13 protein-coding genes and 1 pseudogene are annotated in these 12,580 nt (G+C 47.3%); 6 read left to right on the forward strand and 8 right to left on the reverse strand.

Features of this window, described 5'->3' with window-relative positions; genetic code table 11:
• On the reverse strand, positions 1-215 hold a 215-nt coding region (locus F566_RS0101430), incomplete at its 3' end, for an IS5/IS1182 family transposase (RefSeq protein WP_020405098.1).
• Between the two features lie 202 nt (positions 216-417).
• Here F566_RS0101430 and F566_RS0101435 point away from each other — a divergent pair.
• Positions 418-2,808, forward strand: a complete 2,391-nt coding sequence (locus tag F566_RS0101435) for a glycoside hydrolase family 9 protein (protein WP_020405194.1) — start codon at positions 418-420, stop codon at positions 2,806-2,808.
• 76 nt (positions 2,809-2,884) lie between these two features.
• Here the strand turns inward: F566_RS0101435 and F566_RS0101440 are convergent, their stop codons facing one another.
• From F566_RS0101440 to F566_RS34715, 3 genes and pseudogenes are all read right to left on the reverse strand, one after another.
• Entirely contained in the window at positions 2,885-3,811 is a 927-nt protein-coding gene (locus F566_RS0101440) for a protein kinase family protein (protein WP_020405195.1), read from the reverse strand.
• Positions 3,812-3,816: 5 nt separating this feature from the next.
• The gene (locus tag F566_RS0101445; protein WP_020405196.1) at positions 3,817-5,031 is read right to left on the reverse strand and encodes a hypothetical protein; all 1,215 of its coding nucleotides are present in this window, start codon (positions 5,029-5,031) and stop codon (positions 3,817-3,819) included.
• Between the two features lie 94 nt (positions 5,032-5,125).
• A pseudogene (locus F566_RS34715) lies at positions 5,126-5,614 on the reverse strand (Hcp family type VI secretion system effector).
• 380 nt (positions 5,615-5,994) lie between these two features.
• On the opposite strand from F566_RS34715, the gene F566_RS0101455 reads away from it, so the two are divergent.
• Positions 5,995-7,026, forward strand: coding sequence for a DUF2914 domain-containing protein (locus tag F566_RS0101455; protein WP_020405199.1), 1,032 nt, complete (start codon positions 5,995-5,997; stop codon positions 7,024-7,026).
• Between the two features lie 124 nt (positions 7,027-7,150).
• Here F566_RS0101455 and F566_RS31565 read toward each other — a convergent pair whose 3' ends face one another.
• On the reverse strand, positions 7,151-7,969 hold the full coding sequence (locus tag F566_RS31565; RefSeq protein ID WP_083920978.1) for a restriction endonuclease: 819 nt from the start codon (positions 7,967-7,969) through the stop codon (positions 7,151-7,153).
• 196 nt (positions 7,970-8,165) lie between these two features.
• On the opposite strand from F566_RS31565, the gene F566_RS0101465 reads away from it, so the two are divergent.
• Both F566_RS0101465 and F566_RS0101470 read left to right on the forward strand, forming a co-directional pair.
• Positions 8,166-8,513 (forward strand): helix-turn-helix domain-containing protein, encoded by a 348-nt coding sequence (locus F566_RS0101465; RefSeq protein ID WP_020405202.1) that lies wholly within the window; start codon positions 8,166-8,168, stop codon positions 8,511-8,513.
• The gene (locus tag F566_RS0101470; RefSeq protein ID WP_020405203.1) at positions 8,510-9,745 is read left to right on the forward strand and encodes a type II toxin-antitoxin system HipA family toxin; all 1,236 of its coding nucleotides are present in this window, start codon (positions 8,510-8,512) and stop codon (positions 9,743-9,745) included. The genes F566_RS0101465 and F566_RS0101470 overlap by 4 nt, the downstream gene beginning before the upstream one ends.
• Positions 9,746-9,761: 16 nt before the next feature.
• Here F566_RS0101470 and F566_RS0101475 read toward each other — a convergent pair whose 3' ends face one another.
• Entirely contained in the window at positions 9,762-10,295 is a 534-nt protein-coding gene (locus F566_RS0101475) for a DUF6933 domain-containing protein (protein WP_020405204.1), read from the reverse strand.
• A gap of 110 nt (positions 10,296-10,405) precedes the next feature.
• Complete coding sequence (locus F566_RS0101480; protein WP_020405205.1) at positions 10,406-11,098, reverse strand: Sir2 family NAD-dependent protein deacetylase; 693 nt, start codon at positions 11,096-11,098, stop codon at positions 10,406-10,408.
• Between the two features lie 137 nt (positions 11,099-11,235).
• Between F566_RS0101480 and F566_RS0101485 the strand changes: the two genes are divergently transcribed.
• Both F566_RS0101485 and F566_RS0101490 read left to right on the forward strand, forming a co-directional pair.
• Entirely contained in the window at positions 11,236-11,532 is a 297-nt protein-coding gene (locus F566_RS0101485) for a cyclic-phosphate processing receiver domain-containing protein (protein ID WP_020405206.1), read from the forward strand.
• Positions 11,533-11,687: 155 nt separating this feature from the next.
• The gene (locus F566_RS0101490; protein WP_020405207.1) at positions 11,688-12,332 is read left to right on the forward strand and encodes a hypothetical protein; all 645 of its coding nucleotides are present in this window, start codon (positions 11,688-11,690) and stop codon (positions 12,330-12,332) included.
• Positions 12,333-12,360: 28 nt separating this feature from the next.
• Here F566_RS0101490 and F566_RS36085 read toward each other — a convergent pair.
• On the reverse strand, positions 12,361-12,580 hold a 220-nt coding region (locus tag F566_RS36085; protein ID WP_020405208.1), incomplete at its 5' end, for an IS3 family transposase.

Below are 12,580 nucleotides of genomic sequence, written 5' to 3' on the forward strand. Positions count from 1 at the left end.
CTGAGGTTATAAAATAGCTGCATGCAGTGGACACGAAGCATGGTGGATAACGGATACGGAGGGCGGCCGTTCTCGCCCTTGGGGTAATAGCGGGCGATCTTCTTTTCCATGCGTTTCCATGGGATCAGCTTATCCATTCGCTCCAGAAAGATTTCCCGGCGGGTCTTACGCTTCTTATTCTGGTATTCAGCTTCGGAGAAAGTCATCTGATCCATGGATAGTATTCCTGATGAGTGAAGTTGGCCGTATTATGACTGATTTGGGGAGTTATTCAGAGCCTCCCTAGTTGTTTGTGCTGAAGATTGACGTGACTCAGATATTTGGTTGGGATCTGTCTATTGACCTCCTGGGAAGGCGGATGAGTTGATCAGATTCCCACACTCGCTCTTCATTTCCCGTACTTTTCAGGAGACAAACATGCGTAATACCTGCTTTGTGGTTAGTGCACTTGCCTTGGGAATAAATACTGCGCTAGTTTCAACAAACGCGATGTCCAAGGAGGGAAACCCTCGAATCAATCAAATCGGATATCTTACTGAAGCACCCAAGGTTGCCACCTTTGTATCAGAAAACCACACGCTGCAAGCTTGGGAGTTATGGTTGGGGGGCACGTTGGTGGCTTCCGGAATGTCCGAACCAAAAGGCATTGATCCTGCTTCTGGTGATATCGTTCAGCATATCAATTTTACTAATGTTCGTGTTGAGGGGCTGTCATATACGCTCAAGGTAGGTGACCAGAACAGTTATCCTTTCAGAATCGATGACGGCATCTATACCACCCCTCTCTACGATGCTATCCGGTATTTTTACCATAACCGAAGTGGTGTCAGTATCGAAACGGTCCATACTGGTGGTGGAAGAGGGAGCTACAATCCTGACAGTCAACTGGCCAGACCCGCCGGGCACATCGGTGTGGCGCCCAATCAAGGAGATTATCAAGTCGCCTGTTGGTCTGGTACCTGCGATTATTCTCTGGATGTGAGTAAAGGTTGGTACGATGCTGGAGATCATGGAAAATATGTGGTGAACGGCGGTATTTCAGTCTGGAAGATCCTTAACGCCTATGAGAGAAATCGTTATTTTGGTCGTAATGCCTCCACATTTGAAGATGGATCTCTGAATATCCCTGAAAGTGGCAACGGCGTACCTGATCTGCTTGATGAAGCTCGTTGGGAAATGGCGTTTCTGCTGGCAATGCAGGTCCCTGAAGGTCAGGCTCTGGCCGGAATGGCCCATCACAAGATGCATGATAATGGCTGGACCGGTTTGCCTTTAGCGCCGCATGAAGATCCGCGAGAGCGTTATCTTGTGCCTCCGACCACTGCCGCGACCCTGAACCTGGCGGCGACCGCAGCGCAAAGTGCGCGTATATGGAAAAATATCGATCCAGCCTTCGCAGAGCGTTGCCTGAGCGCGGCGAAGAGTGCCTGGGTGGCAGCACGATCCAATCCCAACGTAATATACAACGAAGCCTATAACAACGGTGGTGGAGGGTACGGAGATGGTGATGTCAGCGATGAGTTCAGTTGGGCAGCTTCAGAATTATTTCTGACAACGGGAGACCCCCAGTATCGGGAGCATATCAACCTTGATGAGCCTCTGACAGCTGACTGGGCATGGCCGAAAACTCGGTTGCCCGGCCTGATGTCACTGGCGATGGTGCCTGCATCACACAGCTCTGAGATACAGTCCCAGGCCCGTGACATCATCATACAGTTAGCGGATGAACTGGTCACATTGATGAATGAACAAGACTATCTGCTACCTCTTGCTGCGGATGAATATTACTGGGGTTCCAACAATATCGTGGCGAACAAACTGGCGCTTCCGGCACTGGCATACGACTTCACCGGTGATGAGAGCTATGCCGAAGCAGTGGTGAAAGCGACCGATTACCTTTTCGGTAGAAATGCCTTGTCTCTGTCTTATATCACTGGTCACGGCACCGATACTGTTGAACAGCCTCATCATCGATTCTGGGCAGGGGCTTTAAACAGCAGTTATCCGTGGGCACCACCCGGAGCCCTGGCTGGCGGGCCAAATCCCGGACTGGAAGATGATGTTGCCCGTAATGCTCTGTCTGGTTGTGAGTCAAAACCTCAAACCTGTTTTATCGACAACATTGGATCCTGGTCCACTAACGAAATCACGATTAACTGGAACGGCGGCCTGGTTTGGCTACTGGCATTCTTGAATGACTACGCTAACCCTGAAGCGCCACAGCCTAATCAACCACCCAGTGCAAGCTTTACGGTAAGTATTAATGATTTGGAAGTGATGCTTGATGCCAGTGACTCCACTGATGCAGATGGTGATCCAATCACCTATCAATGGACTTTTGGTGACGGTATTTCTGGCACCGGTGAGATTGTCTCTCATATCTATGGCTCATCCGGGCAATATGAAATAACGCTCACAGTGAGTGATCAAAAGGGTGGTGTTGATATTGTTCGCCAGACAGTGGAAGTTGAGGGGTGCTCTCCCAGCACAGGCGCCTGTGAATACATTCTTTATAACGAGTGGAATACAGGATTCACGGCTGGCATTCGAATTACGAACAACAGTAGCGAGGTCATCGACGGCTGGTCTGTTTCCTGGAACTATACCGATGGAAGTAGCATCAACCATCAATGGAATGCCACACTGAGCGGAGAAAATCCCTACGAGGCAAGCAACCTTGACTGGAACCGGCAGATTTATCCAGGCCAAAGCGTCGAATTCGGTATGCTGGGACAAAAAGGCGGCACTACTGCGCAATTACCCCTAGTACGGGGGGTCGTTTGTGGTGGGGCGAATGAGAGCCGATAAGACCGATTCTGGTATTTTATGTAAATAATTCAGGGCAATGGTTCGAAAGGGGGACATCGTTAAAATTGTCCCCCTTTTACTTCTCTTGTTCTTTAAACCTCAGGTGGGAATCTAAAACGCGTTGGCGGACTTTTTCTGCTTCCTGTTGTTGCTTTTTGAGTTCTGCTTCGACTTCAGCACTCCACTGCTCAAGAGCTTTTTCATCATAGTCGAAACGGGCACCTACAGCGGTAGATATCTCATCTCTATCTACTAGTGGATACTGCTCAAACTCATAAGGAGGCAGATGCTCGGAAAACTTCTCATCAGAATACTTCGATAGTGCTGCTTCTCTTTGGGATCGCGCATCTTCTGATAGTTTGACAGTAAAACTCGACATCACGTCCTTAATTATTTTTTGGTAGGTTTCGTGAAGTCGGCTGTTTTTTATTCTGATGATTTCTCTAAAGTCGATGATGAGCATAATTTCATCAGAAAGAGCCAAGTGCCACACTGAGCCGTTCACTGTTTCTGCGTTATGGAACCCTGGATCTCCCTTGTATCCGTAGGTAATCCAAGTGTGTCCATTTAGCTCTAAAGATTTCCAACCCAGTCGGCTCCAGCCGGATATTTGAGAAGAGTGTGGTGAGGTATATATGTATCTTTCAATGGCACATTCCATGTGGAGTGGACGAAATAGGCTGCTGAACTCAGGCATTTTGGCAAGAGTCGGATGAAATTTTAGATCGCCTATACGCCCTTCAAATATAGGTAAACCAAAGAATACCCAGTCCTTAAGCCCAAGGCCACAACCCATAGGCTCATGCTTATTCTTTTCGAAATAACGTTCAAATATCGCAGGGTTATATATATCTTTTCTCAGAACTAACGGAGCTCGAGAATCAATTAGTTCGTGATTATTCTCTGGTGCCCTGTAGGATATTTCCGTACCAGATAATAGGATCTTGTGATCCTCCCAGCGACGTGGGCCGCTGGGATGTTTGCGTGAAGCCAATCTCCACATGAAAATTACCCTTTTACCATCATTTTATGCATGGAATTCCATACCAGCTTGGTCCCATGTTCCACGGCTTGACCAGGAGTCTCAATCACTTCCTGGTTGGCGCTTCTACCAGTGCCGAGCAAATAGGGTGCAGCTGCAAATGCCCAACTGGCGGCTCCTGCCAACCCAAGGGAGCCTGCGACAGCTTTCAACCCTATAGCGCCAAGAACGGAATTTGTACTATTGTACACAGTAGAAACCGCATTCTTGTTATTAGCCATATAGGCTACAGGAGCATAGCTGATAGCATTGCCAGTTAGCAAAAACTGATGTGGGCTGTAGGAGTTCATCAACGGAGGTTTGGGGGATAACCTCATCCCAGTGCGGCGGCGCCAGACATCCACTAATTCGATATTATGGGTCGGGTTAGCATAGAACACGGTGAACTGATCCAGTGTTATGCTGCTTTTATGGACCTGCCTCAAAGCCTCTTTTAAAAGTGCATGGCCGCTTTCATGTACCGTCAGATTGACTTCCATGTTTTTCTTGGCCGTTATTGCCAGAACTTCTGCAAGTTTTTTAGAAGCTTGAGTAGAACTGATACCAGAACTGTCCCGAATAGCTTGCCAGTCTCCGTTGGCAAACCCCTGGCAGGGATTAAAGAATAGTGCATAAACACCATTCAAGGCTGATTCTCCGAATCCATGACGAATAAACTTGGGCATATAGGTGGCTGCATCATTGATATCTTCACAATGACCATTTATCGCCAGGTTTTTGGTGTTCACCACATTTAAAGATGGTGCGCTAAACGCGGATTCACCAACAGCCCATCTGTTTTCTTCTCTCTGGGTCGCCTTGTACACGCCTGCGGCAACAGTACGCTTATTTTTTTCAACCTTATAGTCAGCCTGGATCTTAATCTCCTCGATGTATACTTCACCTTTCCAAACAACATAAACCAGTTGTCCGCCTTCTAAAGGAAGCATTCTCGCTAGGACAGACTTTCGGCTCAGCAGACTATTCATGAAGCCGACATTCTTCAGACTGGTAATCTGTTTGTATAAATATGAAAAATTGAAGTCTTTGTCGCGGCCATTAAAGATATTCTTATAGCGTTCCAATTGATTCTTGGAAACATAAATCTTCTTCCCTGTGGTCTTATTAAGAGGGTCAACCAGTTCGACAAAATTCTGGGGAGTGTAATATTCCTCGGGATTGGGGTTCCCTGAAATAGCCATCAAATATCTCCTTGCACTGCCAATGAGGTGTGGACGCTAGTCCGCGTTCCATAAAATTGATACAGGAGTGATAAACACTCCGTCAGAAAAGACCTTAGAGCTTCTTGCCAGTTTCCAGATTGTAGCCGACACGCTCAGGTGAGCCGCCTTTGTTGGCACGATCAGCTGCGGTGTAGCTCATGGTGATTTTGGAATAGCTCAGGGAGAGGGATTCAGAAGGTGCAGAATCAGCACCGGCACTGATTTTGTAATCGCTGATGATCACGTCTTCCAATTCGTAACTGACCTATTTTTCAATCTTGTCAGCGTGAGTACGAACGACATCAATGACAACTTTTACTCCTGAATCACCGGTCAAAGATTCTTTGAATAATCCTGTGGAAGCGGCATCCATGAGCTTGCTGATGGAAACTGTGCTCAGTGCAGGGCGGGTGGCTTCACGATTGGACATGTGACCTGCTTCCATCGTGACAGTGCGGCTATTGCTGAATTCAAAGCTATCCAAGCGAACCCAGTCTTTATAGCCCTCAGCGGTCACATTGCCCTTAACGTTCAGTTGGTTGTAATTCATATAGATGGCCACAGGGTACTCCTTTATCTTGGGCTAGCATGCTGAATAGGTGTGGATCGTAATTTAATGTCTCGTTTTGCTCAATAGGGAGAAACGAGTAGGTCGTTTGGATGAGCTATTGAGCTTGTCTAGTGAGTTTGCCGGAGAGAGTTAATTTGCCATGGTCTTCATAGGCTTCACTTCCCTGGCCAATAGGCAGTGAACCTGGCGTTTATGAGCGGTATGCATTTGAGGGAGGAAAAGTAGGGGAAAATAAAGCGTTGAATGATCTGTCAATTTTGAGGTTTAGGGCTAGACTGTGCAATGCCAGAGTCGAACTGGATCAGTACGATGTTGTTATAGACTCATAAAAGTTTATATTTTCGATTTACAGGTTATTTTCAAGGAACGCTATGCCTGCGCAACACCAATCTTCCGGGCCTCGGAACGCCATTAGGTCACAATCAGGGAACACCACTAAATCTGCAACAGCCTACCATTGGGATCGCATCATAATCATTGGTGCAATCGCATTATTAGGCGTTGTGTTAGTGGGTCTTTTGGTCGCTAAATATTTAGACCGTGAGGCTAAAATAGCTCCTGTTTCCCCACCAAATTTTCTTGAGGAAGTTCAGCCTCCTTCCGCCGGAAGCCAGCAAGTTGATCCGCTTCCGATTACTAAAAGCGTAGAAACTGAAACTCCAGTTGAATCTCCTTCACCAGACATTGTGAAGGAATCAACAACTGCTGCCGAGGATGACGTTGGAACCTTGATAGATTTGGAGCCTCGTTTGAATACCGAGGTGTCGCGCCCCATGGAAGCTTCTTCTAAAAAGATAGAACTGCCGAATACTATGGCCTCGGCAGAAACCGCTGAGGCATTGCCGATAGTTGAAACGTCGCTCACGCTCGATAAAGAGTCTCCTGTGAAGACTAACGCCAACGATGATCTCCTTGATAAAGAAGAAACGCAGACGCCAGTCGAGAATATAGAGGAAGCCGTTGCTGAAGATGAAAATGTCCCAATGGAAGACGTGCGAGTAAAAAATCAGCCTACTCCTGAAACCGTGGCCATCGCGGAAACCGAAAATACTGGCTTAAAGACCGAAATACTGTCAGAACACATTGGTCGCATTCAACTGGCCTGGAACGTGGAAAACTACGAGCCTGTTGACCCTATTGACTCTTCTATTAACCTGAACGGCCGGGATCTCGTCAAAGTTCACCTGTTCACCGTACTCAGGAATCTTATCGACACCACTGTCTACCACGACTGGTACAACAACGATCAGCGAGTCGCCCGCGTGGAGATCAAGCCATTCCTCACCCCGATGCGGGCAACATCGATTAAGAAAGTCAGCCCATATATGCTTGGTAAGTGGCGTACAGAAGTCGTGACCGAACAAGGAGAGGTATTGGCCAGAGTGTTTTTTGAAGTGAATTGAAATTATTAAAACCTCGGCAGTTTTTAGTAAGTGCCGAGGAAGTAATATCGTCATGTTCTATAGCTGGATGCTTAGCTGTTCTCCTCATGACATTAAGCAAACCTCTGAGCCCTCTTCGGAATTTCTATTCCACATGCGCAATAGTCCAAATACGCTTGAGGGGGAGTTCTGCTTTGATTTCTTCATCCAGTTTGTCGTAGTACTGAAACAATTGCTCCAGAAGGTCTTGTTGAGTCCATAAACGAACCAGGAAAAAACTGGATGCCAGTTCTTTCTGTACATTCTGGCGATAGCCTCCCCAGGAAATGAACAAACCTTGGGGCGCGTTGAATTTGGTCATGGCGCCCATTAGTTTGTCGAAGGTCGGTCTGTTAATTAGTTCTGCGCCTGACTTTACCTCAACGCAAATTCGTTGTGATCCAAACCCCATTGGCCCATCTCCGGCAAGGATATCTACACCCCCATCGGCACCTTCTGGGCTTTGCCAGCAGGTATAGCCTTGCGCTTCTAAAATGGCTTTAACCAATCGGGTAAGGTTATGTCCTTTAAATTTTGCCTCAATCAACTTAATGATCTGTGAATGTCCCAAATCCTCTAAATTTGATTCGGCCAGCTCGTCATTTGCGTCGTCAGCTTCAGACGGCTGGGTTATGACTTGTTTTCGGGTCTCGGAAGTCCAACCATTTGCCTCCATTAGAGCCATTCGTGCTTCTGCATTGTTGCGTGTGATGCGGCAAATCGTTAAAAAGGCGCCGAAGCTATACAGCAAGTCCTGCGAGAAGTTAGTTCTAGGTACTGGATTGGGTTGCCATTCAACGCTTCGCCAATGAAAAAATGGGTTAACTTCGTCAGGTTGATGGTGGTAACCAGAGGTGACTTTTCCAACGTAAATTACGGGTTGAAGTTTGGAGGGCAAAATGATGGTATCCCTCAACTGCATCATTTGAATGCCAATGATTCCACAAACTCAACTTGCTATTCATCCATGCGGAGCTGATTTTTGCGCTCTTTGCTAAAGTAATTACAGGCTATTCTGGCACTTATACTTATCAAAACTATTGAAAACGATAACTATAGGTGTCAGTAATAAAAATTGCGTGTTTTTTCTTTGATCACTACACTTACCATATTGGTGAAAAATGATAACTGTAGTGACCAGTATGGATTCAAAGCCCAATACACAATCCAATTCAAAACGCAGCGCGGTGGTGTTCCCCAAAAACCAGAAGGTTCTGACGCAACTTGGTGAGAACATTAAACTCGCCCGAAAACGTCGTCATTACACTCAGTCACTGGTTTCTGAACGGACCGGGTTGAGTCGCTTAACCGTGCGTAAAATCGAGCAAGGGGATGGTAAGGTTTCTCTTGGCCACTATGTTGCGGTACTCAGTGTGCTCGGACTGGTGGAAGATCTGGCAAAAGTGGCCAGTGACGATGAGCTGGGGCGCAAACTCCAGGATATTAAATTGATGGGCGGGTCATCATGAACAGGGAAGTCTATGTCTATGCGGATTGGGAGGGGCTTGATACGCCTACCTTGGTCGGCACCTTGAGATCAACGAGTACCCGGACCAAAGAGCATTTCAGTTTCAGTTATGATGCCGCCTGGCTGACATCTCCCAATGCCCAGCAGATCGATCCGGATCTTCACCTCTATACCGGTGAGCAACACAGTCTTGATGCCAATAACTTTCGAGTATTTCTGGATTCCTGCCCCGACCGCTGGGGAAGGTTGTTGATGAAGCGGCGTGAGGCCATTCTGGCCCGCCAGGAAGAACGTCAATCCCGAGTATTGCTGGAAGTGGATTACCTGCTGGGAGTTCATGACCTCTATCGTCAGGGCGCGTTACGATTTAAAACGGCGTTGGATGGCGAATTTCTGGATAACGATGAACGTCTGGCTGCGCCGCCCATGTCCTCACTCAAAGAACTGGAATATGCGGCGCAGCAGGTGGAAGTCAGTAATAGTGATGATCCGGAATATGTAAAGTGGCTTTACATGCTCATGTCTCCCGGCTCCTCACTTGGCGGGGCTCGCCCAAAAGCCAGTGTGGTGGATGATGAAGATCACTTATGGATCGCCAAATTTCCCAGCCAGCATGATGATGTGGATATCGCCGCCTGGGAATACCTGACCTATCAGCTTGCGTTAAAGGCCGGAGTTCAGATGGCCCCTTGTCGGATTGATAAGTTCAACAGCCATCACCATACTTTTCTGACCCGGCGCTTTGACCGGACAGTGGCCGGACGACGTCACTTCACCTCCGCGCTGACCCAACTTGGATATTACGATGGGGATTATGAGGCCAGCTATCTTGAACTAGCACAGTTCTTGACAGACCAGGGTGCCAACACCAAACAGGATCTGGCGCAACTGTGGCGCCGCATTGTGTTCAATATTGCCGTCTCCAATACCGATGATCATTTGCGGAATCATGGTTTTATTTATCACGACGGCGGCTGGATTCTGTCACCTGCCTACGATATCAACCCGGTGACTCCCGCCAACGGTCTGCATCTTAATATCTCTGATAATGACAACCGCCTAGACTACAACCTGGCGATGGATGTCATCGACTTTTTTCAGCTACAGAAAGCGCAGGCAGAAAAGATTAATGAGGAGGTGCTAGCCAGTGTCAGACAGTGGAAATCTGTGGCGGCGACCATTGGCATCAGTCGCGGTGAGCAAAACATCATGGCGCCGGCCTTTCGAGTGTGAGCATTTCGAGGTTGGATTATTCAGCCTTTTCCAACAAAGACAACATCGCCTTAGTAGGCCAGACGCAATCCTTCATTCCCTTGACGTTACAGGGGCGTTCCGCCAGCCAGGCGCTGGTGCTGTAAGGCAACAGATCTGCCACCGAACTCCTGTTAAACCAGAGTCGGGTTTCCAGATCCTGCGTCATCTGGTTCATGGTGCCTTGCACGGATCGGTTGTAATCGCTGTCGCACACTAACGGTGCCAGAAAGCGTTCTGCCTTGTCTAATGCCTGTTCGCTGGCACCCACCTTGAGCAGGGTATTCATGAACACATCGGTAAAGTGCCAATCCAGTCTGGCGAAATCCGCTTTCTTCAGGCTTGGCACAAACAGTGGAAAGCGGGTGGCGTCATGCACGAACAGCACGCATTGACGACGTTGCAGGAGGATCAGGTTGGCGTGCCAGCCGCTAAATGGGTTCTCGATAGCAGAGCTATCCAGGTTAGGAGTGATATTGTGGTTAACCCCCCTCAATATTTTGCTGCATACCCGGTAACCCGCCACTTTCATCCAGCGGTAGTTTGCTAAGCAACTTCTTGGTGCAATGGAGGGATATCATATTCATCGTGCCTTCTTTCATACATTTGTCTGCTTTGAGACAAGTCTACCTTCCAATGTACTTATTGGTTCAACCATTTCCGGACTAGCTGAGGAACTGAGATTGATGCCGCTTCCTGGTGCCAGGTAAAGCCAGAAGGGGGTTGTTCCAACTCCAGTGCCACGATGTGTTTCTCAGCATCGCGTTTGGCATATTCCGGCAAAGAGGCAGCCGGATAAACTTCCAATGAGGTTCCCACAACCAAAATAATGTCTGCTTCCCGTACTGCTATTTTTGCTTCTCTAAAGCCCAAAATCGACTCGCCAAACCACACTATATGCGGTCGCAATTGACTGCCTCGTTCACAGCGCTCTCCCATCAGAATATCGTTGTTTCCAATGTCATATACGAGTCGGTGATCAAGGCAACTTCGGGCTTTGGTTAACTCCCCGTGTAAATGAATCACCTGGGTTGATCCCGCCCGCTCATGGAGGTCGTCAACATTTTGGGTAATCACCGTAACATCGAACGTCTCCTCCAAAGCAGCAAGTGCCAGATGCGCAGCATTGGGCTCTGCCGCTGCCATCTCCCGACGACGTAGGTTGTAAAAATCCAGGATCATCTGTCGATCCTTGCGCCAGCCATGCAGGGAGGCAACAAGATGGATAGGGTGTTCATTCCAGAGACCATTCTCGCTGTCACGGAAGGTTCTCAAACCGCTTTCGGCACTGATACCTGCGCCAGTAAAAATGGCAATTTTGGGTAGAGGAGGCATAGAGGTTCCTTTCTAACGACATAGGTTTCCTGCAAACACTAATGTGCTATTGCGAGCGAGGAATTACAATATGCATTATTGCTGGCACGAATCAGCTGTGATCCCAAAATATTGAATAAATTCCACAGAAGGCACTTATGAAGGTCTATCTAGACGACGAAAGAAAAACTCCCGAAGGCTGGACCCGAGTGTACTGGCCTGAAGAGGCCATTGAGCTTTTGCAGACAGGCAAAGTCGAAGAAATCAGCCTGGACCATGATCTGGGAGACGATGACCATGGGACCGGTTATGACGTTGTACTTTGGATTGAAGAGCAGGTCATCACCAATGACTTTCAGCCACCGAAAATTAGAGTGCATTCAGCGAACTCTTCTGCACGGGAGAAGATGGAGGCGGGGATTGGGAATATTGAGAGGTATTCTTGTGGTGGTTGAGATTATTAAGTCCTCGGCATGAATTAATAAGTGCCGAGGATTTAATATTTTGCTTTAGCATCACTTTGATCTGTGTGATATATCGATATTGGTAGACAGAGCGTCTATTCGTTGGTTAAGTCTGTAATTGTTGTATGTTGGGAAAGGAAGTTGCAATGGAAGCTATTCTGAACAAGTTAGTCGACAGTTTGAATAACGGCAATTGGTTGGTCGCTTTGGTGGTCATTGTGCTCGCCATTGTCTTCAATCTAAAAAAGATTTTTGAGCACCTTGAGGAGCGAAAAAAATCTCGAATTATCAAAATTAAGGAAGCACTAGAGTGCCCAAATGTTCAAGGCCTGACAAGAAGCCACCTAGAGGAACAGTTAGCTACAGAATATTTTAAAATCTCAACAGGGCTGGGTGTTGAGAAAGAGCTTCGTGAAGCTCTTATTGAAGCTCACAGAAATACAAATGGTGAGCTGAATTTCCGGCATTTCAAACAGGCACTGAGTCATATCAGATATAAGAACTCTATTCTAAAGGTCAAGATTACTTGGTTTGAAAAGCTAGGTTTTGTATTCAATGCCATTTTCGGATTGTTTTTACTTGTTCTTGGCTTCCTTCTTATTATTGCGATGTTCTTGCAATTGGGAGAGATTTCGATATCTCACGCGCTCTTTCGCATTGGCTCGGGACTTACATTCATTGTCGTATCTTTGTATATGTTCTGGGAAATGGTGCCTGTTGTTTCAGCATGGTGGGTTAAAGCCGAGTTGGAAAAGCAGGCTCAATTTAAATCCCAAATGGGCCTGAATTGACGTGGTCAACTGATTTGTGACAACCCAGTTAAGCAACTTCTCGTAATTCTTTCCAGGCCGTTTCATATTGATTCGGGCTTTGGTAATCCAAATATGAATGTAGCCGAAAGCTGTTGTAGAACATCGTGATGTAATGCAACACATCTTGCTGTGCTTCTCGTCGAGTCTGGTAGTGGTGCCATTGAATCCGTTCTTGCTTCAGGCTACCGAAGAAGCTCTCCACTACCGCGTTATCCCAGCAGTTCCCC

It is taken from the genome of Hahella ganghwensis DSM 17046 (genome assembly GCF_000376785.1).
In the GTDB taxonomy this organism is placed as follows: Bacteria; Pseudomonadota; Gammaproteobacteria; order Pseudomonadales; family Oleiphilaceae; genus Hahella; species Hahella ganghwensis.